Raw genomic sequence first — 25,727 nt, 5'->3', positions numbered from 1 at the left:
GGATCGCCAAGGAAGAGCTCCGCGCACTGCTCGCTCTCGCCGGCACCCACCCCGACCGCACCGTGATCTCCCACCGGCTCGCGAGGTTCTACACCTGGTGCGCCGACGCCGACGTCCCCGAGCTCGAACGCCTCGCCACCACCGTCAGCACCTGGTGGACCTGCATCGAAACGTTCCTCCACACCACGATCACCAACGCCGCCAGCGAAGGCTACAACCGCGTCGTCAAACTCGACGCCCGCAACGCCTACGGATACCGCAACCCCACCAACCAGCGCCTACGAACACGCTGCGCAACCACCCGTCGAGCCCGCGGATGCCTCAACCCCGCCTAACTTCGAAGAGCCCGGTTTCCTCGGAGATCGGGGCAGTTCACTTTTGGTCGATGCTGATACGCATTACTGATCTTTAATGTGCCGGGTCGGGTTGATCCGGTGGTGATCGCTGGGAGTGGGTGGTGGGGGTTTGGGTAGCCCACGGGTATGAGGTATGCGACGGGTGGCGGGTNGACCGCCGAGGATCGGGATCGTCGGGAACGGGTGCGGGGGAGGCTGCACGCTTGCTCGAGGGGGGTGTGTCGGACCGGGAGATCGCTGCGGAACCTGTCAACCTGTTTGAGGCAGGATGCTGCAAAAATCTAGTCAGCGGTCGTGTCTGGCTCCTGGGACTGGTCTTCGTGGTCGGGGGCCGGCGGACGAACCGATCCCCACCACCGCCTATCCCCGCTACGGCTGGCTCGGCGCACAACAACGGTCCCACGACACCCTCGCTGGCCTCACCCTCATGGGCGTCCGCCTCTACAACCCCTACACCGCCGGCTTCCTCTCCACCGACCCCGTCCTCGGCGGCAGTGCCAACCCCTACGACTACGCCTACCAAGACCCCTATAACAAACTCGACCTCGACGGGAATGCGTGCGCCTGGTTCGCCTGGAAATATCTGTGCGCCCCCAATCCATTCCGTCCGGTCAGAAGAGTCGCCAGGTGGGGCTGTGCCACGTATTGGGGCATCATAGGGTGGGGATATATAGCCGNCAGATACCTGGGGAACTATTTTTGGCCCGCATTCGGATACACCGTCTATTGTGGCTGACACTACGGAACATGGCGTTAGGAGAAATCCGGTGGTCACCGGTAAGAGCTCTCGCCCAAGTTGGCAAAAACCGGTGGAGATCGCAGGTTATTCACTAATCTTCGCAGCGGTTGTGATAGCGACGTTCGCTGGAGTACCGGGCGTCTGGGTAGTCCTCTCGGCGGGCGCTCTAGGCGTGGCGTTCAGATTTCTGTTGGGCAAAGCTCTGCATGAGAAGAACACTACCGAAAAATAGAAGAAGCGGGCCGGCCACGATATTCCTGAATGGACTGCCTGCGAACTGATTCGCGTGGTTCCGTCACTCGATCGGGTGGCGGGACCACACTTCACTTACGGGTAAGAGAAGCTTATCGCCTGTGGGCGAAGCATAGAAAGCAGGCGTCGGAGTAGCTGCAGAACATCCGCTCATTCAAGCCAGGGCCTCGGCGAGGCCCTGCGGTAGTTGTCAAGTCAAGCGAGACAGTGGGTTGTTAGTCGACTGGCTGTGAGACTGGCTGGTTGATCCAGACGGTGGCGGGTAGTCGGGGTGGGCGTGGTCTGCGGCTGAACCGTGCGGGGTGGGCTGCGTGGGCACGGTCGAGGGCGGCCTGGCGGTGGGCCTGGACCTGCTCGGCGGTGCCGAAGTGGACCGAGGCCGGGGTGTGAAACCCGATCCCGGAGTGGCGATGCTCGTGGTTGTAGGCGGTGAAGAATCCCTCGCAGAACCGGCGGGCGTCGTGCAACGATCCGAACTGGGCGGGGAAATCGAAGCTGTACTTGAGGGTCTTGAACTGCGCTTCGGAATATGGGTTGACAACATGATGCTCGCAGTCGTTGGAGACGCGGGGCCGGGAATGTGACCGGTGGACGTCGAGGTCGACGAGAAGCGCCGATACCGGTTTCGATATCATGGCGCCACCGCGGTCGGCGTGGATAGTGTGCGGCGGGGTTCCGTTGCGGGTGACCGCGTCGGCGAGGAAGTCTTTCGCGACGACCGCGTCCTCGGCGGCGGCGACGAGCCACCCGGTGACATACCGCGAGTAGATGTCGAGGATGACGTAAAGCCGGTACCAGATTCCTTTCGCTGGTCCTTTCAGCGCGGTGATGTCCCACGTCCAGACGTGGTTCGGTCCGGTCGCGGACAGCTCGGGACATCGGGGCGCAGGCGTACTACAATGCCTACATGAAGCGGACCGATGTGCGCGGACGGTACTGCAACTATGACTCGCGAGACCGAGCGATTTCTTGCTATACGCCATGCGCTAGTAGCCGACACGTTGCCTAGATACTCGTGCTAGTTGCCAAGCCCTTCACACTGAGGCCCTCGATTGGATAAGGAAAAAAGCAGATTAGCTCTCAGCATTCTCTACCTCTGTCTGGGCCTGGCTCATCGCCCAGCTTCTGCGACCAGTCCATTTCGAGGGTCTCNTCTTCACCATCCTCTATGTATCACTTGGAGTCNCAGGAGTCTCGGTAAGCACCTTCAACAACTACAGAAAGAGGAGGATGGGTGGCCGAGAGGCAGAAAAGTAGGAGATGCAAGGGGCTCCGAATAGCTGAGCCGGTTTAGGTTCACAGCCCNCCNCCACGGCGACATCGTCGCCACCGCCGACAACTCCACCACCGCCACCTTCATCACCAACTAGGCTGAGTATGTATGAGATTCGGTAGACGCCTCCACTCTATGAGCACCAGCAGCCAGGCCACCTTTTTCATCATCCTATTCTTCTCCGTCTCTCTCCTAGGCACCAGATTCCTCTCCGGCTGGCTATCCGAGCTCTGGCCACTCATCGCCGCATTCGCCCTGGCCATTCTCCGCATGGCGATATTCGGCAAGAATGGGAGGCCCCCCAGGGAGCACTAAACACTGAACCCAAATGCCGCCGCACCAACCGCTTACATAAAGCCGGCTAGGCAGGGCCGAGGCTGACGGGCGGCCCTCACCGCGATCGCGGAGAATCACGGAAACTGCTTGAAGATCAAAACACCACGTTCGGTCGGCCTTTACCGCGACAGTCACCGTCCCCGAAGGGAAGTTCGTGCCTGGTATTGTCGGTCCACTGATTCTGCCTGAGGAGTGAATTACTGGACCGCGGAGGGGCTGGTTCCGGGCATGCTGGAAGACNCTGGGAGCCTGGCTTCCAGCGTTAGTCCTATCGGTTCTCGGTTAGCGGCTGCCGCTCATCCCTTTCTTTCCGGGGTCGGACGGTTATGCTGCTGGTGTGACGGTGACGGTGTAGCCGAGTTTCTCCGGTTCGCCGACGAGGTTCTTCCGGCGTCGTTCGGGGTCCCGGCGCCGGCGGGCGTGCCAGTCTCCACCGAGGTCCTGGTAGACGGTGTTGTTCGCGATGATGTGCCAGTAGGCGATGAGAATATCGTGGCGGGTCGCACCGATGGCTTTCAGGACGCCGCGGCGGCCGCGGACCTGGGCGTGGTGGGACGCCAGGTAGGTGTCCTTGCTCCGGGCGGCGGCGTGCGCAGCCTCGGTCAGCGCGGTCCGTAACCACTTGTTGCCGTGACGGGTACGACCGGACANGCGTTTCCCTCCCGAGGTGTTGTTCCCCGGGCAGATCCCCGCCCAGGACGCGAGATGACCAGCGGTCGGGAACCGGCTCATGTCCAGGCCGACCTCGGCGAGCAGCACGGTCGCGGTGACCTCACCCACCCCGGTGATCGTGCAGATCCGGTCGACCGTCTGGCGAAAAGAGGCGATCATCACCTCGATCCGATGGTCGAGCTCGTCGATCTGCTCGTCGCACAGATCGATCCGTGCCAGCAGCTGCGCGGCGAGGAAACCGTGATGCCCGGAACGAAACGTGCCCGCGAGCGCCTCCTGCAACTGCGAGATCTTGCTCCGGAGCCGGCCACGGGCCTGATCGGCCAGATACTCCAGGGACCCTTCCCCCTCGATCATCTTCTCCAGGATCGCNCGACCCGACACCCCCAGCAGCTTCGAGGCGACGCTGGTGAGCTTCACCCCGGCGTCCTGCATCAGCTTCTCCAGCCGCTGGACCTCCCGGGTCTTCTCCTCGACCACGATCCGCCGGGCCCGGGTGAGATCACGAAGATCCCGCCGCGGCTTCGGGGGCACGAACGACGCGCGCACCAGACCGTGCGCGACGAGATCCGAGATCCAGGCCGCGTCGGCCACATCCGTTTTTCGTCCCGGCACGTTACGGACGTGGGTGGCGTTGAGGAGCCAGCACTCGAACCGGTCCTCCAACATGTGGAACACCGGCTTCCAGTAGACGCCCGTCGATTCCATCCCGACGATCGTCACCCGGCACTCGGTAAGCCAGTCCGCGAGCATCCCAAGTGAACCCCCGGTCGTCGTGAACGTCCGTACCTCGGTCACGGCTTTACCTGAACCGGTTTGGATACGCACCGCCGCGGCGACCGTGTCCCGGTGCACATCAAGACCCGCGCAGCGCGGGAATAACACCTGCATCTGTCATCCCTCCGTTGTCATCCAGCCTTGTAGATGCTGTCCGGAGAGGCCCTGAACACAGGAAACTGAGGAACGCGCTCGTAGCAGCAGGAAAGAGTGCCCCAGGACCTCCACTGCCATACTCTTGGACGGGCTCTGAGCACCAGAGATCGCCGACGTCGATCCGGACAGCACCGAAGATCATGTATGGTCCTCGGCCGCACCGGGCCACAACAGCCCACCAGCCCACGTCAGGACCACGGCCATCGCGCGGCCGGGCTCAAATTCTCATACGAAAGGGTGGCGNCAACGCCGCCCTGGTTGCTCTTGGGGCAATTGCGTTCGCGATCGTGACGTACTTTCGGGATCGTCGACAGCGGCAGATACTGGGACGCGTCCTACATAATCGTCGCGCACTCGCGGCAGGGTTGGTGACCGCCGTCGCTCTACCGGCAATTGGCTTTGCCGTCGATCGCGAACTCTCGAACCTGGGATTCGGAATTCCTATCGGCGTAATGGTGGGGAGCGTGGTCGCGATAGCTCTTGACCGAAACCAACTCGAAAGGGAATAAGCGAGCCTGCCAGACGGAAAATCCGTTAGGTCAGGCGGTGCTGCTCGGACTCCTGTCCCTGCCGCACCGCCTGCAAGAATTTTCGGGGCCGGTTTACTGNGCTTACGTTGTCGGCGCTGTTGTAGGCCCCGGACCTGTCGATCGGGTAGGCCGTCTCATAGCCAGCGGGCGGATTTGCCTATGCGCAGTGGTACCGGTTTCAGTCGTCGAACTGGGCGCGGGCGTAGCGGAAGAGGATGTTGTTGACAAATTTGGCGCCCGAGCCGTCGATCACCGCTCGCAGGTAGCCGTGCTCGGCGTGCCCGGTCATCGACTTCTGGTGGCCGACCAGGTCGAACTCGGCGAGCGGAATCCAGCGGCCGCCCACCAGCACCAGGCCCTTGTAGCCGAAGTCGTAGAGGTACTCGAGGGTGGGCGCGGCGGGCGAGCGGGCTTCCTCGATCTCGACCAGCAGGTTGGGGCGCCATTTCTGGATGATGCCCTCGGCGCCGCGCAGCGCGGGCAGTTCGTGACCCTCGACATCGATCTTGATGAGTCCGACGTCGTCGAGTTCGAGGCTGTCGAGACGGAAGGTCTCGACCTCGATGGTCCGTCCGCCCGGAAGCGAGCCGAGAGTGGCCCGACCTTCAGTACCGCGCCCTCCCGCGGGCAGGGACAGCGTGGCCGTCCCGGTCTCGTCGGAGGCCGCCTTGGGGATCACGGTGACGTTGGGGGATGCCATGCGGGTGATGAACGCCGCGAGTTCCGGGTTGGGCTCGACGGTCACCACCGTCTGCGCGATGCGCGAGAGCCAGAAGGTCCACGGTCCATACCACCCCCCCACATCCACGGCCGTCTGACCTGGCGCCACCAGGGATCGAATCTGACCGAGTACCGGCTCGAACCTCCGGTGCGCCAACGCGATGGCGTCCCCGAAGGCACGATCGGGAATCAACCCGGCGACGACGCTCGAGACTTTCATCTGAGTCGTACCTCTCTGTGACATCGCCCAGGGAAACCCGGCCGGCTACCCGTACAACGGCCAAGTGCCACGCGACTGTCGGCCGCTGCGACAGCTTGGCGGGATCATATACACGGCCATAAAGATGCCGTCAGCCGGACCTCGTTCGTACTCATCCCGTCAGCCGCATCCCCTTGGCGGGATCCGGGATGCATGGATCCGACAAGCATAGCGCCGTCAACCAAAAGGCCGGCACACCGTGGACTACACATGCTCCGAGCTGGGGTTATGCATCCGCTGGTGCCGTCGGGGCCCCGGCCACCATGGGCGCGGCGGGATCACGAGGAGTTAGCCGAGCCCCGCCCGCCATGACAATCCGTTATGCGCTCAAGGGTTGCAGGTGTCTCAGGTGGCCTCCCGAGCCGGCATGAGCGGCCCTCTCCAGGCACGATGACTCAGCCCGCTGTGCCGAACGCGGATCGGATCGTGCTTCGAATACCTGCGGCGGACGCCCCGCGTAGATCTGTCAGTCGGCAGAACACCAGGCCAGACCCGGCGGCGGGCATCGGTGGTGCGCTTCGGTCCTGGTACCGCGTCGCCGGCGTTCCGTCAGCCAGTTCGATCTCCAGCCGGTCGTCTACAACGCGGGCCGATCGAATCTGCTCCCAGGCCAGGGTGAAGTCCTCGCCGGCGCACCGGTAGCTGATTCCGTCCGGCCCGATCGACAGAAAGTCGGGCTGGCTGAACAGGTACGCGAAGGCGACAGCCCAGCAGCCGAACAGGACCGACCAGAACAGCGCCGCGACCCGCAGCCAGTCGGGGAGGTCGGTGAAGACCTCCGCCGTCCAGGGGGCCACCGCGACACCGAGTGAGACCAGGATGAGCAGGAGGCCGACGGCTCGCCCCGACCGCGACTCGCCATGACGCACCGACGGCACCCGCACCGGTGCCGGTGCCGGTGCCGCCGCCCGGATCAGGTTGGTGGATTCGTCGCCGTGGTCGACCCCGGCGGCGCCGACGTCGACGGGCGAGCGGGCCGCCGCCTGCGCCAGGCTGCCGCGCGCCGTGGACGCGGAGATGCGCCTGCGCGGATCCTTGTCGAGCATCGCGAGGATCGTGCTGGTGAGCTGGTCAGTCCGGGCCAGGGACGGCGGATCCTCCTGGAGCACGGCGGCGACCGTCGCGGCGTCCGTCGCCCGCGCGAAGGGCGACGTCCCCTCGGCGGCGAAGTACAGCGTCGCGCCCAGAGAGAAGACGTCGCTCGCGGGGAGGGCCCGCGCCCCCTGGAACCGCTCCGGTGCCATGTAGGCGAGCGTGCCGATGAGACCGTTGGTGATGATCGTCGGATCGGATTCGAGGACGGCGACACCGAAGTCCACCAGCACGATCCGGTCGTCGTCGCCGATCAGGATGTTCGCGGGCTTCACGTCCCGGTGGACGATGCCCGCGGAGTGCGCGGTGATCAGGGCGTCGAGGACGGCCAGCCCGATCCGGGCNGTCTCCTCCCGACCGAGCGCGCCGCGTTCATAGAGAACCTCAGCCAACGATTGGGAGGGAATCCACTCCATGACGATCCACGGCAGGTCACCATCGCGGACCACGTCGAGGATCGTGACCACGTTCGGATGCTCGCGCAGCTTCGCGACGGCCCTGGCCTCGCGTTCCACCCGCGTAACCAGGTCGGCGGACGCCTGCTCGCTCTCCCCCGCCCGGATTCGCACCTCCTTGACCGCGACGCTCACATCGAGAAGATCGTCGATCGCGCGCCAAACGGTCCCATAGGCGCCGGCGCCGATTCTGTCCAGAAGCCGATAGCGGCCAGCGACGATACGGTCCCCTGGCTTCTCCTCCCCGCTCACGCTCTCACCTCGGAAGACATAGCCATCCCCCCGTCAGCCACGATCGCCGCCATACCACAGACCAGCACGGACCAGCACGGTAAAGGCGTGCACCTCACGAAGGCGCACCAGTAACATCATGGAGTGAAACGCGCACGTTCGTCATCGGTTCAGAGCCTATGTCGTCGTCCGGTTGAGCTGGCGATGGCGCGGACGAGGCGGGCTACGCGGATCTTGTTTGGCGGGACGGGACGAGCCTTTCGCCCCTGGCCGGTTCTGCTGGCGGCGGCTATCGCCGTGCCGGCGGTGAGCTGGTGGAACACGAATGACAGCGGGTCTCGGCCGGACGCCGGCGCAGCGGTCGTCGCCAAGGCCGAAACCACCGCCGAATTCACTCCCACGCCGAGCGTGGAACCTGCCGAAGCGTCCGCCCCCGCGTCTACGCCACCGACGAACCCGTCGGACTCTCCAAAGGCCGACGCGGCGTCGCCGGCGCCTACCGTGCGGGGGTTCATCCCGCCGCCGGCGACCGGGCTCACCGCCACGGCGGGTGATTCTCAGGCGCGCCTGTGCTGGAACGCCACCCCCGGCGCCACCGGCTACGTCATTACCTACCGTGACATCTCCGCCGGTACACAGTGGGTCCGCCTGCCCTATCCGGCCACCGGAACCTGCAACACGGTGAAACTGCTGGTCAACGGCCACAGCTACCAATTCCGCATCCGAGCCAGCAACGGCAACGGCGAAGCCGACTACTCCAACACCGCCACCACCACCCTGCCCGCAGCCATCCCACCACCCGCCACCGGCCTCACCGCCACCCCGGGCGACGCCCAGGCGCGCCTGTGCTGGAACGCCGCCCCCGGCGCCACCGGCTACGTCGTCTACTACCGCGACACCACCGCCGGTACCGCATGGGTCCGCCTGCCCTACCCCGCCGAAGGCACCTGCACCACCGTCAAACTCCTGGTCAACGGCCACACCGAAGAGTTCCGCATCCGAGCCAGCAACGGCAACGGCGAAGCCGACTACTCCAACACCGCCACCACCACCCTGCCGGCCATCGTCCCAGCGCCCGCCACCGGGCTCACCGCCACTCCAGGTGACGCCCAGGTCCACCTCTGCTGGAATGCCACTCCCGCCGCCACCGGCTACGTCATCTACTACCGCGACGTCACCGCCGCAACGCAGTGGGTCCGCCTGCCCTACCCCGCCGAAGGCACCTGCACCACCGTCAAACTCCTGGTCAACGGCCACACCGAAGAGTTCCGCATCCGAGCCAGCAACGGCAACGGCGAAGCCGACTACTCCAACACCGCCACCGCCGTTCCAGGTTCCTAGCCTCACGGTGTTCCGTGGTACCGCGCCAGCCCGGGAGGGTGCGGCCGGCTATCCGACGCGCACCAGCGCGACGATGGAGTCGGTTGTCGTGCCGGGCTGGCCCTCCGGACCTCTGACCTGACGTGCCACGACGTCAGCCCGTTCGGTCCGCCACTGCGCGGCGGGCAGGTCGAGGTCGGCGAGCACCTCCTCGGGGGTGGGAAGGTACAGCTCGGGGTCGTGTTCTGGACCATGATGGTCGGCCCACGGTGGCAGCTCGAGGTGACCGACGACGAGCAGCGTCCCGCCGGGGGCGACGTGCTCGGCCGCGGACCTCAGCACGGTCTCGCGTGGGAAAGCGACGGGAGAGTGCAGGAACTGCGCCGAGACGAGGTCGAAGCGCCCGTCGGGCAGGGTTCGGGTGAGGTCGTGGCGCTGCCAGTCGACGGCGCCGCCGACCCCGGCGGTCGCGGCCCGGTCGGCCGCTCGGGCCAGCGCGGTCGCCGAGATGTCGGCCGAGGTGACCTGCCAGCCCCGGCCCGCGAGCCAGATGGCGTCGCTGCCGTCACCGCAGCCGAGGTCGAGTGCGGTCCCTGGTTCGAGCCGCGCGGCGACGTCGACCAGGACCGGATTGGGATTGCCGCTCCAGAGCTGCTCGGCTTCGCGGTAGCGGGTCTCCCAGTACTGCTCGGCGTCGTACGCGTGCCGGTGGCCGGGTACCACCGCATCGTCCGTCTCGTTGTGCATGTCGGCTCTCTCCCGTCCGTCGCTCACCTGTGCGCGACAGTCCGCCGAGAACCTGAGTTTGCCAAGGATCTTTGCCGCAGTGGCAATACGAGTGGCTCTACGTGCTGTCCGGCCGGCTGCGCCTGTTGCTCGGCGAGCACGACGTCGAACTCGTGGCCGGCGAGGTCGCCGAGTTCGACACCCATGTCCCGCACGCGTTCGCCAACACCGGCGAGAAGCCCGTCGAGCTGCTCAGCCTGTGCGGAAGCGACACTCGACCACGACAGCAGAACACCTGCCGCCACCTTCCNAGAACCGACCGGTTGCATCCTGAGCCGCAAGTTTGTCGACGGAATGATCGAGATGCGCGGGAACTCCAGGAAGAAACAGCCCAGAATCGCCGGCATGATTCTTTTTCTCACGCTCCCGATAACATCCTTCGAGGTTTTCGTATTCGACGATGTTAGGTCAGCCGTCACGGCAGGGGCTCCGGAGTTCTTACATGTAGTTTGATCTTGAGCGCGGCCGAATCGCCGGCCGAGAGGAGGTGCACAGACCCCTGGCGACAGAGAGTCGAGGCCGGCGGGACGATGCGGGGTGTGAGCCGACGGATCAACGAGATCGTTTTCGACTGCGCCGACCCGGCGGCCCTGGCGCAGTTCTGGTCCGCGCTGCTGGGCGCGCCGGCGCACGTCCGCGACCCGGACTGGGCCACGGTGGCCGCCGACCCGGTGCTGATCGCGTTCCAGCGGGTACCGGAGGGCAAGCAGTCGCCGAAGAACCGGCTACACCTCGACGTCGAGGACGTTGACCTGCTCGGCGCCGCCGCGGCGGCGGAGGCCCTCGGCGCCACCCGTCTCGGCGACGTGATCGAGGACGGCACCGGCGGCTTCGTCGTCATGGCCGACCCGGAGGGCAACGAGTTCTGCTTCGTCACCGGCTGACGTCGGCAACGGCCACGCGACCGCACGCCTGCGGCCTCCCCTCCGTCCCCGCGGGCACGGACCGCGGCCGGTCGAGTCGGGCGAGACGTCCGACCTGGGCGTAGCGGAGCCCACTCGGTGCGTGGAGCAAACCCGAGCAGTCCTGACTGTCGCGGCGTATAGCGTCGAACCCGTCGCGACGGCGCGAAACCTCGGGGTGGCTCTCCGCCGGCTCCGGCGCCGCTCGTCGGCGGCGCAGGAGAGGACGCGCGATGTTCCCGCTGGGGATGCTGTCGGGCTTGGCCGTACTCACCGCGGCGGCGGTGGTCGCCGCGGTGTTCTGGTCGGCGGGCTGGTGGGTGGCGGTCGCGGTGTTCGCCGCGTTGCTGGCGCTCGCGGTCCACGACGTCGTCCAGCGCCGGCACGCGATCCTGCGCACCTACCCGGTGGCCGGGCACTTCCGCTTCCTGCTGGAGAGCATCCGTCCCGAGATCCAGCAGTATTTCGTCGAGCGCAACGTCGACGGCCGTCCGTTCGATCGGGAAATCCGCACAACCATCTACGAGCGGGCCAAGGGCATCCACAGCGATCAGGCGTTCGGCACCGAGCGGGACGTCAACGCCGTCGGCTACGAGTTCCTGCCCCACGCGGTGGTTCCGCTCCCCGTCGCACCGGACGCGCCGCCCCCGCGGGTGCGCGTCGGCGGGCCGGACTGCACCCAGCCGTACGACATCGCGCTGCTCAACGTCTCCGCGATGAGCTTCGGCTCGCTGTCCGGCAACGCGGTGCTGGCGATGAACCGCGGCGCCGCCGCCGGGGGGTTCGCCCACGACACCGGCGAGGGCGGGCTGACCGACCATCACCTGCGCCATGGCGCCGATCTCGTCTGGGAGATCGGCAGCGGCTACTTCGGCGCGCGCACCCGGGACGGTGACTTCGACCCGGCGATGTTCAAGGACAAGGCGGCGCTGCCGGCCGTGAAGATGGTGGAGCTCAAGCTGAGCCAGGGCGCGAAGCCGGGGCTCGGCGGCATCCTGCCGGCGGCGAAGGTCAGCGCCGAGATCGCCGCGGCCCGCGGCGTGCCCGCCGGGGTCACCTGCGAGAGCCCGCCCGCGCACCGGGTGTTCGCCACCCCGCGGGAGCTGGTGCTGTTCGTCGCGCGGATGCGGGAGCTCGCCGGCGGCAAGCCGACGGGGTTCAAGCTGTGCGTGGGGTCGCGCCGGGAGCTGCTCGCGATCTGCCGGGCCATGCTGGCCGAAGGCGTCACCCCGGACTTCATCGTCGTCGACGGCGCCGAGGGCGGCACCGGTGCCGCGCCGCTGGAATACGAGGACAACGTCGGCACCCCGCTCACCGAGGGACTGATCATGGTGCACAACGCGCTGGTCGGCGTCGGGCTGCGGGACCGGATCCGGATCNGGGTGAGCGGCAAGGTCGCCACCGGCGTGGACATCGTCAAGCGGCTCGCGCAGGGCGCGGACTACACCAACTCGGCCCGCGCGATGATGATGGCGGTCGGCTGCATCCAGGCGCTGCGCTGCCACACCAACACCTGCCCGACCGGGGTGGCCACCCAGGATCCGCGGCGCGCCCGCGCCCTCGACGTGGCGGACAAGGGCGAGCGGGTTCGCCGCTACCAGCAGGCCACGGTCGCCACCGCCGTGCAGCTCATGGCCTCGCTGGGCTGNGCGCACCCGGACGAGCTGCACCCCGGGATGCTGATGCGCCGGCTCACCCACACCGACACCCGCAGCTACGCCGAGCTCTTCACCTGGCTGGCACCCGGCGAGCTGCTCGCCGAGCCGCCGGCGGGCTGGGCCGCCGACTGGGCCGCGGCCGACCCCGACCACTTCCGGGCCTAGCAGTGGGCATCGAGCAACCAACGGGACAGGGAAACGATGACCGGACGAACGATCGTGATCACCGGGGCCAGCGACGGGATCGGCGCGGCGGCAGCCAGGCGCCTGTCGCGGGCGGGNGAATCGGTGGTCGTTGTGGGTCGTTCGCCCCAGAAGACGGCCGCGGTCGCCGCCGAACTGGGCGCCGACCACTTCGTGGCCGACTTCGCGGATCTGGCGCAGGTCCGCGCCCTCGCCGCCGAGCTGCTGGCGCGTTACCCGACGATCGACGTGCTGGCCAACAACGCCGGCGGCATCATGGCCCGCGAGCGCCAGCTCACCGTGGACGGCCATGAGCTGACCTTCCAGGTGAACCATCTGGCCCCCTTCCTGCTCACCACGCTGTTGCTGGACCGCCTCGTCGAGTCCCAGGCCCGCGTGCTGAACACGTCGAGCATCGGAAACAAGCTCCTGGGCAAGGTCGACATCGACGATCTCGACGCCGAGCGCACGTTCCGGGCCAGCAAGGCCTACGGCGACGCCAAGCTGGAGAACATCCTGTTCACCCGGGAACTGCACCGCCGCTACCACGAGCGGGGGATCTCGACGGCGGNCTTCCACCCGGGCGCCGTCGCCTCAAGCTTCTCCAGCGGGTCCGGCTCGCCGGTCATGCGCGTGTTCTACGGGTCTGCGCTGAAGCACGTGTTCCTGATCAGTCCGGACAAGGGCGCCGATCAACTGGTGTGGTTGGCGACGTCCAAGCCCGGTTCGGACTGGCAGTCGGGGCAGTACTACGTCAAGCGGAAGATCGGGTCGGCGAACAAGCAGGCCGACGACGCGGACCTGGCCCGCCAGCTGTGGGAGCGCAGCGAAGCCATGATCACCGAAGCCGCCTGATCGGACCGGTCCACCCCCACGGCAGAGTCGACCGGCATCGACCGACGACTCTCCTGCCTTCCGGAAGCCTCGGCGTCCGATCCGTCCCGCTGGGCAAGGTGGCGCCGTCCGCGGAAGGTCGGCGGAGTTTCGCCGTCGGGCCGGGGTGGTGTAGGCAGGGACCCCGACGTCGCCAGCGGGCTCGTGGACCCGGCCCGGGAGCTGGGAGCAGGGGGCCGAGAGGAGGCCGGATGGACGNCTTGCGGGTCGACAGCCCGGCCGGCCGCTGGGTGCTCGCGGCCACGGTGCTCGGCTCGGCGATCGCCTCGATCGACGCGACCGTGGTGGGTATCGCGCTGCCGGCGATCGGCCGTGACTTCGACGCCGGCCTGGCGTCGTTGCAGTGGGTGGTGACCGGATACACGCTGACCCTGGCCGGGTTGCTGCTGGTTGCCGGGGACCTCGGGGACCGCTACGGACGACGCCGGGTCTTCGCAATCGGCGTGGTGTGGTTCGTCGTCGCGTCGATGGGCGCCGCCGTGGCGCCGAATGCCCCGGTGCTCATCGGTTCCCGGGCGTTGCAGGGAGTGGGGGCGGCCCTGCTGACGCCGGGCAGCCTGGCGATCCTGGAGGCGAGCTTCGCGCCGCAGGACCGCAGCCGGGCGATCGGCACCTGGTCGGGGCTCAGCGGAGTAGCGACCGCGGTCGGTCCGTTCCTGGGCGGCTGGCTCGTCGAGGTCTGGTCGTGGCGGCTGATCTTCCTGATCAACCTGCCGGTGGCCGCCGTGGTCATCGTGCTGACCTGGCGGCACGTGCCCGAATCCCGCGACCCGCAGGTCGGTGGTCGGGTCGACGTGGGGGGCGGGGCGCTGGTCACCCTCGGCCTGGTCGGGTTGACCTACGGGCTCATCGAGGGTCCGGGGGCGGGCTGGGGCAAGCCGGCCGTACTCGTCGCTCTGGTCGGCGGCGCGCTGCTGCTGGCCGCCTTCGTCGGCCGGGAACGCCGGACATCGGCGCCGATGCTGCCGCTGGAGCTGTTCGCCGCCCGCCAGTTCGCCGCCACGAACCTGGTGACCTTCGCCGTGTACGCGGCGCTCGGCGGCGCCCTGTTCCTGCTGCCGATCCAGCTTCAGCAGGTCTGCGGCTACAGCGCGCTGCAGTCCGGCGTCGCGCTGCTGCCCGTGACGGTCATCATGCTGCTGCTGTCCGCCCGGTCCGGGGCGCTCGCCACCCGGATCGGTCCGCGGCTGCAGATGAGCGCCGGGCCGGTGCTCGTCGGGATGGGGCTGGCGCTGCTGAGCCGGGTCGAGGCGGCCGGCAGCTACCTGACCGAGGTCCTGCCCGCCGTGGCCGTGTTCGGCCTGGGCCTGGCCGTGACGGTGGCGCCGCTGACGGCGACCGCACTGGCGGCCGTGCCCGCGCGGCACGCCGGCATCGCCTCCGCGGTGAACAACGACGTGGCCCGCGCGGCCGGCCTGATCGCCGTCGCGGTCCTGCCGGCCGCCAGCGGCATCACCGGCGCGTCCTACCTGCGCCCGGCGGAGTTCTCCCACGGCTTCCACACCGCGGTGCTCCTCGCCGCGGGGCTGTGCGCGCTCGGCGGCATGATCGCCGCGCTGACCATCCGCAACCCGCCCCGACCAGCCGCAGCGGACGCGGCGACCCGGCCCACCGCACTGCCGGAACCGATCACCCCGGCTGCCCCGGTGCCGCGATGGAGCCACTGCTGCCTGGACGCGCCACCACTGCCAGACCCGCACCCGGGCGGGCCACGCTGACCCGTCGGGTCCCGACCTTCCGGACGCCGCAGGCCGCCTACCGAAAACTGTCGCTGGGGGTGGCTACGGTTCCGGGTGTGGGACGCACCGTCGGCGGACGGCCTGCACCGCCGTCATCAACCCGGTCATCGAAAAAGGTTCAACTCATTCCCCCATCACTCCGTTCCTGTGGTTCAACGACCAGGGCGAGCAGGCCACGGAATTTTACACGTCGATCTTCCCGCGCTCGCGCATCACCGACATCGCCCCGTTTCGGGCCGGGTAGCCCACGCCCGTGCACAGCTTTTCCTTCAGCGGTTCTATGGGTTCTTCGTCGCCGGTGCCCTCGACCTCAGTTTGTCGCCCGGCACACCGGGGAGACATCCGCGACGCGGTAGGCTCGCCGTTCCATGTCGGTGAGGTCGCGGGCTGCCAGTGCGCATGCGACGCGGGGCCAGTCGTGCTCGTCGGTGTTCCACGCCACGAGGAACCCGGACATCGCCGCCGACAGACGACCGCCGTCGGGACGGAACGAAAGTGATGTGACGACCTCACCAGCGCCCGGGTCGCGGGAAAACCGCAGTCCCGCGCCGAGCGGCCGGCTCTCGTCGAGGTTCCAAAGGATGACCGTGTGATCCTCGCTGCCAGAGGCGAGGCGTTGGCCGTCGCCCCGGAAGGCGAGACTCAGCACCTGATCGGTGTGCGCGAGCAGGCGGATCCTGACCGTGTGGCGTTGGATGTCCCACAGCAACACCGCGCTGTCGTCGCTACCCGAGGCGAGCGTGTCCCCGGCCGGGCTGAACGCCAGCGCAGAAACCCGTAGGTCGTGGCCGCCCGTCAGGCGCCCGAGTGACCGGCCTGAACCGATATCCCACAGGCCGATCGTGTGGTCCTCATAGCCGAGCGCGAGCCGGTCGCCCCTTGCTGTCACGGCCATCGAGGCCACTTGGCCGCCGGCAGGGAATGTTCGTCGCAGCCGGCCGGTTTCGAGGTCGAACACGGCCACCGTCGTCGGCGTCGTTATCACGATGTCGCGGGAGGCCACTGCGCCGCCGGTCACGGGACCGCGGAACACCCCCCCGCGCGCGACCGGCCTGCCATCTGGCAAGTGCCAGACCGTGAAGGCGGCGTCGGCACCCACGGCAACCAGGCGAGCGTCGTCTGTAGAGAAGGAGAGAGACACGATCCGGCCTGGCGGGTCGGGCAGCAGCAGCCGGGCGACCGCGTCGGCCCCGGTTCGCAGCACGACGTTGCCGCCGGCGTCTCCGGTCGCCAGCCACCGGCCGGAGGGGCTGTAGGCGGTGGCGGTAACCGCGGCCCGGTGTCCCGCCGGGGCGTCCGCGATCGCTGGCTGGCCGCGGATGTCCCAGACAACCGCGGTGCCGTCCGAGGCAAGGCCCGCGACGGTCCGCCGGTCCGGGGCGGCTGCGAGCGCCTGGACCGGGCCGCGGAAGCCGTCGACGGCGGTCGGGCCGAGTCCCGGCTCGCTCGGATCCCAGACGTCGACGAGGCCCTCGCTGGTCGCTCCCAACACGGCGTCGCGATGATCTGCCTCACCGGCTGACCGCGGTGGAACCATCGCGTAGGTCAGGGCGCTGAGGCCGCCGCTGCGGGACCACAGCGGTGCCGGGCGTTGGGCCCACGCTTCGACGTCCCAGAGCTGGATCGCGTCATCACCGATCGATGCTGCAATCGTGGCGCCGTCGGGGGCGATGCTCAGCGCTCGGATCGACTGGTCACCGAGGGACACCGGCGGCGCGTACAGATGGCCCTTCCAGTCCCAGAACGTGAGCCGGCCCTTGTCATCTCCGGCGACGACGAACCGCCCGAGAGGATCGGCGGCGAGCACGCAGACCCGGCCACCGCCGACGTCAACGGCGGGCGCGAGCGGCGCGCCGTCGACCGCCGACTGCAGATGCAGGATTCCGTCCCGACCACCGAGTGCGAGCATGCCGCCGTCGCGCGCAACCGCCGCAGATGTCAGATGCAATCCGCCGCCGGACCTGGCAAGGACGCGACCGGTTCGTCGGTCCCATCGGATGAACTCGCCGCTCTGGTCAACGGAGACCACCTCGGTGCCGTCCCCCCGGAAACCGAGCGTACTGATCACGGTGCTGTGGCCGGTGAGGCGGGGGCGGAGCTCCCGGCCCGAGGCGGTATCCCACAGCAGCACCGTGCCATCGGATGCTCCGGTAGCGAGCACGGTTCCGTCGGGCGAGTAGGCGAGTGCTCCGTCGACACCGACGTCAGACCGCAGGTAGCGCACGGGACCGGGGGCGTGGGCGACCCCGTCCAACAGGCTGGCCTCCACCGCAGGGTTCTCGGCCCGGCGCCGAGCCTCCAAACTCAACAGCAGGCTGAGATCCAGGTTCCGCCCACGAGTCTCGTTCGCAGACGCGGCGAGTTCCAACGCCCGCGCCGTGCGCTCGGCAGCCGCCGTACGGCGATACTGGACGTAGGCATAGGTTGCCATGGCGACGACGACGGTCAACAGCACCAGTGCGCCCGACAGGATGCGGTTGCGGCGCCGGAGGTTTTCGGCTCGACGGGCCTCGTCGGCCGCGTGGGCGTCGCGGCTGGCAACGCTCGCGTCGACATAGGCCCGTTCCGTCGCGGTGATCTCTGCCGGGTCCTCGGCCCACGTAAGGACGTCGTTAAGTCGCTTGCCCGTCAACAGCTCGGAGGCGTCCCAACCGCTGGCGACCCATTGAGTGGCCGCCGCGGCCAGGCGTTGGCGCTGACGACGCAGGTCGCGGTCGGCCGACAGCCAACCACGCAGCGTCGCCCAGCTACTGATCAGAACCTCGTGTGCAAGCTCGATGGTCTCGTCCTGGCGAGCTTGGTCATATCCGGTTGTCAGCAGGTTCTCGGCCAGTAGTGCATGGACGACGAGGCGTACCTCGTCGACGCTGTCGTGCCCGGTCACGAGGTCGTCAAGTACCCCTCGGCGGCGAGTGTCCTCCGCCGCGTCGTTCGCCCAGGTGAGTGCGGTCAACACCCGGCGAGCAATCGCGCGCCGCGGCAGGGGGAGGCGTTCCAGTGCCTGGTCGGCGTGCTGGCTCAACGCGCCGCGTACGCCTTTGATTTCAATGTATCCAGTGATGTCCAGCGGACCGGCGGGACGCCGGCGCCAGAGCTCGGCGAGCGCGTGCTCCATCAGGGGCAGCGGCGTGGCGAGGCCCCGTATGTCATCGAGGATTGCGGCGACAAGGTTGGGATCGAGACCGAGACCGACCCGGCGCGCAGGTTCAACAATCGCCGCACGAACGTCGTCGTCCGCCATCGGTCCGACGATCACCGATCGCTCAGCGATCCGACGGGCAAGGTCCGCGTGCTCCCAGGCGCGGTGCACGAAGTCCACCCGCATGACCAACAGCACCCACACCCTTCCGTCGGGCGCATCGGCGGCGCGGAGCAGTAGATCGGCGAACTGGCGGCGCTCATCCGCGTTCGGCGATCGGAAGACCTCCTCAAACTGGTCGACGACCCACACCATCCCAGCGTCGGGTGCCTCCGCAAGGGCCAATGCTCGGCTGTGTGGGATCAGAGCCTCGGGATTGCCTGCCAGGGCCTTCCGGATATCCATGGCGCTCCCGTTCGACCGCGCCGCGATCGTGGCCGCCAGTTCAGTCAGAGGATCCAGGCCCGGTCGGAGCACCTCGGCACGCCAGGCCCGGACATCGGAAACAATGGACGCTGCCAGCGCCGGCAGGACCCCGGCCTCGACGAGCGAGGACTTTCCGCTGCCGGATGCACCCAGCACGGCGGTGAACCTGTTCACCCGCATCTCTTCGAGGACTCGGCTGACCTCGAAGTCACGGCCAAAGAAATCGCCGGCATGACTCCGTTCAAAGGTANGCAGACCCCGGTACGGACAGCGGACTGGCTCCGGGACGTGGCGGCTTCTGCCCCGAATTGCGTTCAGAAGGTCGTCGAACCCGCTCGTCACGCCCCCGCGCATATCGACCCAGAGATGATTCCCGAGGAGTAATGGAAGTCTTTCCGGGCCGGCACCCTCCGGATACCCCTCAAGCAGGACCGCGAAGAATCTGAAGGTCGGATCGGATGAGGCTCGGTTGTGGGCGTAGGCGACCTCGTTCCGCACCCAGTAGCGAGGGCTCTCGTCGCTACTGACAAACACTGCGAGNGTGCGGGATGCGGTGAGTCCATCGATGATGTTGACCTGCCAGGGGTCACCGGGGGCGTTCTGAGCCTCGTCCATCCAGACTCGTATTCCGGCGACCATCAACCTATCTCTGATGTCCCGGACGATCCGCTGGTTGGCATGGCTATAGGAGAAGAATACGTCATAGATCGGCGCATTTTCCTCGAGCGAGGGAGCCGTGGACGGAACCATCCGGGCCGATCACCCCGCCCGGATGTTGATTTTGCGTGAGCGCTCGGTGATGCTGTTCTGGTTGCCGTTGTCGTTGACGCTGAAATATACCGTGCAGGTCCCGGCAGCGGCCAACGTTATCCTTCCTTTCAGGCCGTTCGCATCGCCGGTCGCGTGAGCTGCGTCGTTGAAGCTCCCCCCTCCGCCGTAGTAGGGAGCTTCCCCGTTGTAGTAGACTGAGGTGTAGTCCGCGCCGTTCGGCGCGCGCAGCGCGCATGGGCCCTCGACGCGCAGACTCCAGAGGCTTGAGCCGGTCTCCCGCCGCAGGGTAACGGGTATCGGGGCCTCGGACAGCGCCGCGGAGGTGGGCATGTCCCAGCTGTAGTCGGAGATCATGTTGTCGATCTCGAAAGTCATCCGCACGGGTGTAGCCGCGAGATAGTGGCTGTCGCCCTGCTGGCTCGCCTCGACAGTGCACGATCCCGGGCTTTTAACGATCACCGACGACCCCTCGATCGCTGTGCACGATACCCGTACCGCGCCCACATCCACCAGCCGGTAGTGGACCTGTAGCCCCGAGGACGCGGTCGCGTGCATCGGCACCCGCGCCCCTTCCCGCCACGCCTGCTTCGCTACCTGCGGAAACGTGATGCGCTGCGCGACCGGTACGCTTCCGCCTGATCCGGTCCCACCTTGCCCGGTCCCACCCGATCCGGTCCCACCTTGCCCGGTCCCACCCGATCCGGTTCTGGACGGATCTAAACCGGGACGAGCTCCCCCGGGCGTGAGCGGCCCCAGCGCCGTGGGGAAAATCGACGGTGTGGAGGATCCCGGTTCCCCGGGCGGGGCGACCGTCGAGTCCGAGCCGTTCTTGCCCTGAACCGAGGAGCCGCCGTTTCCGCATGCTCCACAGAGCGCAAGCAAGAGGGCTAGTAGTCCGTAGGCGAAAACCGCCGGGTGCACCGCAGACCATCGCCGCTCCGGCCGTCCACGGTCAACGACACCCGCTTCTCCTGGATGCCGTTTCAGGTCAAGGTGGTATCGAGCCGAGTATGGCGTTCCACGTTCCGGATTTATCTGGGCTATAATCTTTCCGCGAGCCGTTCGCAGGCCACCGCTCCTAAGGGGCCGCGGTGTGCGCCGACCCACGGAAAGGCGATTCATCGTCCGCTTCTCCAATCTTTTAGGATGCTCTCGGATTTCTACCGGCGGCTATACCGAACCAGGTTTAGGTGCCGCGGTATTCTCTAGAGCGAGAACTGTCGTGACCGCCATCCCAGATACTCCGATCTTGTGACTGCCCAGGCGATGCGCGTCGTTTTGAGGGCGCCAGATTTTGGCTACAGATCTTTAATTCACCGGGTCGGACTGGAGCGGATCCCGCTCGGTCCCGGTTCCACGAAAAACCTTGATCGTCGGCTGGGTTCGGGCCGAGGGNGGGGTTGCGAGCCGACCGGCAGCCGTCCGCAGGCCGGTCCGACACCGTCCCGATCTACCCAAGGAATACTTCGTCGCCACCGGATCGACCGCAGAGCCATCATCATGATCCATCAACCGNCATCACACTTTAAAGGCCAGTAGTCCTCGTCCAGGGCAAGAACCATGGAGAGGAGGACGTGTGCATCGAGGCGCGCGATGGGCNGGCGGGGTCCAAAGGTTCACTTCGGTGCTCACCGAGGCTNCCCGACCGTTGCCGGGAAAGCCATCAGAAAAAGCAATGTGTGCTGCATTTTTTGCAGACCCGCCAGTTGCTCTGTGTGCTCATCGTCAAATTCCCCCGCATGCTTTAACGCAGATGACTGATGCGTACGTGCCGGAAGTATCGCGTGTTCCGGACAGATGTGCAAGGGGTCTCGATGCCGAGGCAGGGGCACCGTCCGCTTGGAAGCAACGCCACCTAGCCCGGATCTTTCACGCCTCGGTCGAGGGTAATTGGGGCCTTCGAAGTTAACCGGGGTGGGCCGTGGGGCCTTCGTCCGATGGGTGACCGTGCGTGATGTTGGCTTGCTGTGTCCTTGTATGCCCGGCGTGGGATGCCGGCAGGCCGTGGCATGAAAAGGCCCACACCCCGGGCGATCTTGGTTGTTCTCACGCAATCAAGTGACCACGAGGTTAAGGGCTTGAACGATCACACGGGTGCCGCGACGTTGCTTGCGGACCTTGAGGGTCTGGCGGTGCGGCGGGTCGAGATGCTCGGGATCGACGATACCCGCCGGGGCCAAGGCGCGGTGGCGACCCACGGAACCCTGTACCTGAGACGGTGACGCCTCCCGAACCCGCGGGGAGCGAACCCGCCGCGCCCGCGCCCGCGCCACCCGAGCCGGCGAAGGCCCGCATGNCCGCCAACCGGTGGCATATCGGGTTCACCGACCTCGCCGCCGGGCAGGGAATGTGCGGCCAGGTCGAGGGCCGCACCCAACGACGTCGCCTACTGGCCGGCCAGCCCGCCGCCTAGCGTGACCGGATCACCTGCGTCGCAATCGACATGTGCACCGTGTTCGCCTCCGCGGTCCGCCGCTACCTGCCCCACGCCACCTTGATCGTCGACCGTTTCCGCCTCGTGAAGCTCGCAGGCGACGCCCTCGCCGAGGTCCGCCGCCGCGTCACCACCGTGCTACGGGGCCGGCGTGGACGCGACAGCGACCCCGACCCGAGCTCGCACGTCTCGCCACCACAACCAGCACCTGGTGGCCCTGCATCAAGGCGCTCTGCTCACCCGGATCACCAACGCCGCCAGCGAAGGCCACAACCGGGTCGTCCAGCTCGACGCCTGCAACGCCCACGGCTACTGCANCCCCGAAAACCAGCGGCTACGAACACGCTGCGCAACCACCCGCCGAGCCCGCGGATACCTCAACCCCGCCCAACTTCGACGAGGCTGTAATTGTGGGCTGTCGCCCCACCCTTGTTGATGTTGAGTTTTTTCACTCGGTCCTGGTGTGCCCGTGGCTGGGTGGCCAGCTGTCGCGCGGGGTGGGCGCCCGGTCCACGTCCCAGGTGCCGGGCGCAGTAGCACCGTCACCGGTTCCCCGGTGCCAGCTTGGCCGTGGTCGATGAATGCCTACAGGTGATGGAACCCGAATCCCCGCTTGAGCATCGGCGCCGCATCCTCTTTCTCGGAATGGGCGGTGACCAACGTCGCGTCCAGATCCACGACCAGCGGGCCCTCGGCCGATACCCGGTGGTCGGGGGCGTGCCGGCCAGCCGGTCGACCGTCCATGACACCGTCGGGTCCGAGGCCACCAGCCCGAACACCACCGGCTCCGCGCGCAGCAACGCAACGTCCGGCGGGGCAGACCCCACCCAGTGCCAGNGACACTGCCAGATCGCACAGCACCCTTCGCCGGGTCATGCCTGGCCAGCGGCGACCGCCACCGTCCCAGCCCCTCGGACAGCTCGGATCATGTCCGGACCCCTGGCCCGCGCGCCTGGCCGGACGGCGCTCGGCGCCCATGGACGCGGCCGCCTATGATCAGTTCGGTGCCCAGAATCCTCGTCCTCGGCGCGTCTGGCTCCGGTAAGTCGACGTTCGCTCGGCGCGTGGCCGCCACGCTCGGCATCCCGCACATCGAGCTCGACGCCCTGCGTCACGGTCCCGGCTGGACCGTGCGGCCGACCTTCGCCGCCGACGTGGAGACGGCGACGGCGGCGCCCGACTGGGTCGTCGACGGGAACTACTCGGCGGTCCGGGAGCTCGTGTGGGCGCGGGCGGACACGATCGTCTGGCTGGATCTGCCGCGGTGGCTCGTGGAGTGGCAGGTCATCCGGCGCACGGCCGGCCGGCTGGTGCTGCGCACGCCGCTGTGGAACGGCAACCGGGAGCGCTGGCGCTCGCTGCACCGGGCCAGCCATCCCCTCCGCTGGTCCTGGCGCAAGCATGGCGAGTACCGCACCAGCTACGGCAGCCGCTTCGCGGCCGGTGATCCGGCCGGCCGGCGGCTCGTCCGGCTGCGCAGCCGCCGCGAGGCGAAGGCGTGGTCTCCCCTCCGATCCGCGTGAGGCGGCCGGCGGCGGAGCCGGGCCGCCGGCCGCCGGTCCCGCTGCCGTCGTCCGGCGCCGCGGCGTCAGGCGAGCGGCACCACCAGTTCGGAGGGGCTGCCGGCGGGCGAGCTGATCGTGGCGGTCCCGTCCGCGCGGTTCATGTCGTAGAACAGCGCGTCCCGGGTGTCGACGACCAGGGAGAGCCGGTGGCCGAACGCCAGGTCGTGCGCGACCGGGTCGAAGGTGAGCCGCACGGGCAGCGCGACGTTTGGGGTGGCCTCCTGATAGCTGTCGACCGCCTTGGCGATCAGCGTCGAGCGGCCCTGGGCGTCGGTGTCGTACAGGTAGCCGACCAGGGTTCCGGCGTCCGAATTGGGGGTGACGGTCAGGCGCAGTTCCGGCGCGCCGCGGACCTGCTGCGACGCGAAGGTCGGCGCCGCCTGCCACACCGCCCCGTGCTTGCGGTCGACCGTGCCGAGGTCCAGCCCGTCAGGCCGATGGGTGATCCCCTCCAGGAACTTGGTCACCAGGATCGTGCCGGCGTTCGCCGTGGTGTCCGCGTCCGCACTGAACGTCGTCNACCAGTCCCCGGTCGGGGCGGAAGCCGAGAGCTGTCCCGTGCCGAGCACGGCGGGGCCGAGCCGCAGGGTCGTGTGATCGCCGGTGATGCCGGCCACGGTCTGGTAGGTCTCGACGGCACCGCCGTCGGTGAGCAGCCGGACCGGTGCGGGAGCCGGTCCCCGCGCGGCGGCCGACGTGGGGATCAGGAAACGGTCGAACCAGGCCCAGGCCGCCGTCCAGGTCTCGTTGGGAATACCGAACAGGCCGCCAATCTCGTTCGTGGCGTGATCACCGGGACTCAGCCGGATCGTCTTGGGTCCGGTCAGCCGGTCGAAAAAGGCCAACTGGGAGGCCGGCGGGAAATAACCGTCGCTGTAGGAGGTCGACATGAAAACTGCCGGCCGGCGGGCGTTGAACCGGTCGAGGTAGGCCGTGGCGCCACGCGTCCTCGCCCAGGACAACACCCGGGGCATGTTGCGGAAAGCCCGGTAGTCGTCGACGATCCCGCGGAACTCCGCACTGCTGCGACCGGATTTCTCCTGCAGCGACGTCATCAGGTCGAGTGCCGCCTTGTGTCGGGTGTTCGCGTCGTAGAGGGACATCCCGAAGTCCACCCAGCCGCTCAGCGAGGNGACCGCCCGGATGCGGGTGTCGGCGGCCGCGGCCAGCAGGGCGATGCCGCCGCCGTAGGACAGGCCGGCGACGCCGATCCGGTTCCCGACGACGGCGACGTGCTTGCTCGCCCACGTGATCACGTCCGAGACGTCCGAGACGTCCAGCGGACCGGCGACGTCCACGGTGCCGCNGGAGCCGTAGAAGCCGCGGGTCGTGTAGGCGACGGCGGCATAACCGCGTTGCACCAGCAGATCGACCTGGGTCTGCATGCTGGTGTCCTGGAATCCCCAGGCCGCGGGGATCACGACGAGGGGATGCGCGCCGCCTCCGGACGGCACCCCGGTGATCGCGGTCAGGGTCGTGCCGTCCGTGGTCCGGATCGTGACCTGATTCGTCGGCGCGGTACTCGTCGGCGCCACGGGCGCCGCGGTGGGGATCAGCGATCCGCCCGGCGGCCGGGCAGTCTGGGCGGCGGCCGCCGAGGGCGGGAGCGCGGGGGACGGTGCCGCCGGGGCGCCGGGCCCCACCTCCGCCGCCACGGGAACCAGACCCGTGGACGACGGCTCATGCCCGCGATCGAGGGCGATGGCCACGGCGCAGAAAAGGAGGCCCAACACCAGCGCCGTCGACAACAGCGCGACGGACGGGCGGAATTGCCGGGGAGGCGGTCGGTGGTCGGCGCGCCCGTGCCACGAAGGCATTCTCAAGGTCTCCCATCGGTCATCCCCACCCCTGACGGGCCTTGGTCTATCCGCTTACGTCCGATATGCGCAAGTATTGGCGATGGTGCGGATGGCGCCTTCAGGCCAGTGCGATCCCGCGACGTGGGGATTCCGCCCGGACATCAATCCGCGCGGCTGCGGGCAGACCCGCGCGCCCAATACCAGGAACTTTAGGTTCGGATCAGGACTGTGACCACGGTGGGCGGCGGTCCTGCGAGGTGCTT

General features: G+C 67.9%; 15 protein-coding genes and 18 pseudogenes. 16 read left to right on the top strand and 17 right to left on the bottom strand.

The features are described from left to right. Positions 1–335, top strand: a 335-nt coding sequence (locus FF86_RS28750; protein ID WP_199865848.1) for a transposase, incomplete at its 5' end; no start/stop codon positions are given. Between the two features lie 289 nt (positions 336–624). Continuing rightward, positions 625–1,033, top strand: a pseudogene (locus tag FF86_RS63335) (RHS repeat-associated core domain-containing protein); the annotation flags it as partial. Positions 1,034–1,562: 529 nt separating this feature from the next. On the opposite strand, the gene FF86_RS28745 reads toward FF86_RS63335, so the two are convergent. The 7 genes and pseudogenes from FF86_RS28745 to FF86_RS69130 form a co-directional block, all read right to left on the bottom strand. Next, positions 1,563–2,330 (bottom strand): DDE-type integrase/transposase/recombinase, encoded by a 768-nt coding sequence (locus FF86_RS28745; protein ID WP_044888715.1) that lies wholly within the window; start codon positions 2,328–2,330, stop codon positions 1,563–1,565. A gap of 950 nt (positions 2,331–3,280) precedes the next feature. Continuing rightward, positions 3,281–3,606 (bottom strand): annotated as a pseudogene (locus tag FF86_RS60005) (IS110 family transposase); the annotation flags it as partial. Position 3,607: 1 nt separating this feature from the next. Beyond that, a pseudogene (locus FF86_RS60000) lies at positions 3,608–4,000 on the bottom strand (transposase); the annotation flags it as partial. 1 nt (position 4,001) lies between these two features. After that, a partial coding sequence (locus tag FF86_RS59995) for a transposase (protein WP_242419809.1) occupies positions 4,002–4,519 on the bottom strand: 518 nt, incomplete at its 3' end. A gap of 750 nt (positions 4,520–5,269) precedes the next feature. Continuing rightward, on the bottom strand, positions 5,270–6,031 hold the full coding sequence (locus FF86_RS28730) for an FkbM family methyltransferase (RefSeq protein ID WP_044888718.1): 762 nt from the start codon (positions 6,029–6,031) through the stop codon (positions 5,270–5,272). 434 nt (positions 6,032–6,465) lie between these two features. After that, positions 6,466–7,506, bottom strand: a pseudogene (locus FF86_RS69135) (protein kinase); the annotation flags it as partial. Position 7,507: 1 nt separating this feature from the next. Continuing rightward, positions 7,508–7,869 (bottom strand): protein kinase domain-containing protein (locus FF86_RS69130; protein ID WP_396230163.1); only part of this gene is annotated, 362 nt, incomplete at its 3' end. A 480-nt stretch (positions 7,870–8,349) separates the two neighbouring features. Here FF86_RS69130 and FF86_RS28720 point away from each other — a divergent pair. Next, positions 8,350–9,189 carry a fibronectin type III domain-containing protein gene (locus FF86_RS28720; protein WP_055871394.1) on the top strand — a complete coding sequence of 280 codons (840 nt, stop codon included), beginning with the start codon at positions 8,350–8,352 and terminating at the stop codon, positions 9,187–9,189. Between the two features lie 48 nt (positions 9,190–9,237). Here FF86_RS28720 and FF86_RS28715 read toward each other — a convergent pair whose 3' ends face one another. Then, positions 9,238–9,915, bottom strand: coding sequence for a bifunctional 2-polyprenyl-6-hydroxyphenol methylase/3-demethylubiquinol 3-O-methyltransferase UbiG (locus FF86_RS28715; RefSeq protein WP_044888532.1), 678 nt, complete (start codon positions 9,913–9,915; stop codon positions 9,238–9,240). A gap of 86 nt (positions 9,916–10,001) precedes the next feature. Between FF86_RS28715 and FF86_RS36745 the strand changes: the two are divergent. From FF86_RS36745 to FF86_RS69125, 10 genes and pseudogenes are all read left to right on the top strand, one after another. Then, positions 10,002–10,204: pseudogene (locus FF86_RS36745) on the top strand (cupin domain-containing protein); the annotation flags it as partial. Positions 10,205–10,493: 289 nt separating this feature from the next. Continuing rightward, positions 10,494–10,838: a VOC family protein gene (locus FF86_RS28705; RefSeq protein WP_095212408.1), complete on the top strand. Its 345-nt coding sequence runs from the start codon at positions 10,494–10,496 to the stop codon at positions 10,836–10,838. Between the two features lie 251 nt (positions 10,839–11,089). Further along, positions 11,090–12,235 (top strand): annotated as a pseudogene (locus tag FF86_RS28700) (glutamate synthase-related protein); the annotation flags it as partial. A 1-nt stretch (position 12,236) separates the two neighbouring features. Then, a pseudogene (locus FF86_RS59990) lies at positions 12,237–12,504 on the top strand (glutamate synthase-related protein); the annotation flags it as partial. Position 12,505: 1 nt separating this feature from the next. Further along, positions 12,506–12,679 (top strand): annotated as a pseudogene (locus FF86_RS59985) (FMN-binding glutamate synthase family protein); the annotation flags it as partial. A gap of 36 nt (positions 12,680–12,715) precedes the next feature. After that, positions 12,716–12,795: pseudogene (locus tag FF86_RS63330) on the top strand (hypothetical protein); the annotation flags it as partial. A gap of 1 nt (position 12,796) precedes the next feature. Next, positions 12,797–13,268 (top strand): annotated as a pseudogene (locus tag FF86_RS59980) (SDR family NAD(P)-dependent oxidoreductase); the annotation flags it as partial. 1 nt (position 13,269) lies between these two features. After that, positions 13,270–13,552 (top strand): annotated as a pseudogene (locus FF86_RS63325) (short-chain dehydrogenase); the annotation flags it as partial. Positions 13,553–13,791: 239 nt separating this feature from the next. Then, positions 13,792–15,309, top strand: a complete 1,518-nt coding sequence (locus tag FF86_RS28690; protein WP_242419808.1) for an MFS transporter — start codon at positions 13,792–13,794, stop codon at positions 15,307–15,309. Further along, positions 15,230–15,574 carry a VOC family protein gene (locus FF86_RS69125; RefSeq protein WP_396230164.1) on the top strand — a complete coding sequence of 115 codons (345 nt, stop codon included), beginning with the start codon at positions 15,230–15,232 and terminating at the stop codon, positions 15,572–15,574. The genes FF86_RS28690 and FF86_RS69125 overlap by 80 nt, the downstream gene beginning before the upstream one ends. A 66-nt stretch (positions 15,575–15,640) precedes the next feature. Here FF86_RS69125 and FF86_RS28685 read toward each other — a convergent pair. From FF86_RS28685 to FF86_RS28680, 4 genes and pseudogenes are all read right to left on the bottom strand, one after another. Next, a pseudogene (locus tag FF86_RS28685) lies at positions 15,641–19,145 on the bottom strand (hypothetical protein); the annotation flags it as partial. A 1-nt stretch (position 19,146) separates the two neighbouring features. Beyond that, positions 19,147–19,435 (bottom strand): annotated as a pseudogene (locus FF86_RS69120) (hypothetical protein); the annotation flags it as partial. A 1-nt stretch (position 19,436) separates the two neighbouring features. Continuing rightward, the coding region (locus FF86_RS69115; protein WP_396230162.1) for a toll/interleukin-1 receptor domain-containing protein at positions 19,437–19,645 on the bottom strand (209 nt) is incomplete at its 3' end. Between the two features lie 9 nt (positions 19,646–19,654). Continuing rightward, positions 19,655–20,227: a hypothetical protein gene (locus FF86_RS28680; RefSeq protein WP_044888539.1), complete on the bottom strand. Its 573-nt coding sequence runs from the start codon at positions 20,225–20,227 to the stop codon at positions 19,655–19,657. Positions 20,228–21,744: 1,517 nt separating this feature from the next. Here FF86_RS28680 and FF86_RS34440 point away from each other — a divergent pair. Beyond that, a complete protein-coding gene (locus FF86_RS34440; RefSeq protein ID WP_157867013.1) occupies positions 21,745–21,888 on the top strand; it encodes a hypothetical protein in 144 nt (47 codons plus the stop codon). A gap of 221 nt (positions 21,889–22,109) precedes the next feature. Next, positions 22,110–22,417 (top strand): annotated as a pseudogene (locus FF86_RS69110) (transposase); the annotation flags it as partial. A gap of 208 nt (positions 22,418–22,625) precedes the next feature. Here the strand turns inward: FF86_RS69110 and FF86_RS32755 are convergent. Next, positions 22,626–22,937: pseudogene (locus FF86_RS32755) on the bottom strand (IS1380 family transposase); the annotation flags it as partial. Positions 22,938–23,104: 167 nt separating this feature from the next. On the opposite strand from FF86_RS32755, the gene FF86_RS28675 reads away from it, so the two are divergent. Further along, on the top strand, positions 23,105–23,623 hold the full coding sequence (locus FF86_RS28675) for an AAA family ATPase (protein WP_236706489.1): 519 nt from the start codon (positions 23,105–23,107) through the stop codon (positions 23,621–23,623). Positions 23,624–23,688: 65 nt separating this feature from the next. Here the strand turns inward: FF86_RS28675 and FF86_RS59975 are convergent. The 4 genes and pseudogenes from FF86_RS59975 to FF86_RS59960 all read right to left on the bottom strand — a co-directional run. Further along, positions 23,689–24,184: pseudogene (locus tag FF86_RS59975) on the bottom strand (CocE/NonD family hydrolase C-terminal non-catalytic domain-containing protein); the annotation flags it as partial. Position 24,185: 1 nt separating this feature from the next. Beyond that, positions 24,186–24,797, bottom strand: a pseudogene (locus FF86_RS59970) (ABC transporter ATP-binding protein); the annotation flags it as partial. 1 nt (position 24,798) lies between these two features. Beyond that, positions 24,799–24,971, bottom strand: a pseudogene (locus tag FF86_RS59965) (CocE/NonD family hydrolase); the annotation flags it as partial. Between the two features lies 1 nt (position 24,972). Continuing rightward, on the bottom strand, positions 24,973–25,398 hold a 426-nt coding region (locus FF86_RS59960; protein ID WP_396230161.1), incomplete at its 3' end, for an alpha/beta hydrolase family protein. Positions 25,399–25,727 lie beyond the last annotated feature (329 nt).

This window comes from Frankia sp. CpI1-P (genome assembly GCF_001421075.1).
Classification (GTDB): Bacteria; Actinomycetota; Actinomycetes; order Frankiales; family Frankiaceae; genus Frankia; species Frankia torreyi.
Note: the sequence above shows the minus strand (reverse complement) of the source record. Positions and strands in the feature narration are given on the sequence as shown.

Bases quoted from the DNA above. Each gene is read 5' to 3' on its own strand.
- FF86_RS28745 (WP_044888715.1), bottom strand. From the start codon at position 2,330: ATGGCGTATAGCAAGAAATCGCTCGGTCTCGCGAGTCATAGTTGCAGT.
- FF86_RS28730 (WP_044888718.1), bottom strand. From the start codon at position 6,031: ATGAAAGTCTCGAGCGTCGTCGCCGGGTTGATTCCCGATCGTGCCTTC.
- FF86_RS28715 (WP_044888532.1), bottom strand. From the start codon at position 9,915: ATGCACAACGAGACGGACGATGCGGTGGTACCCGGCCACCGGCACGCG.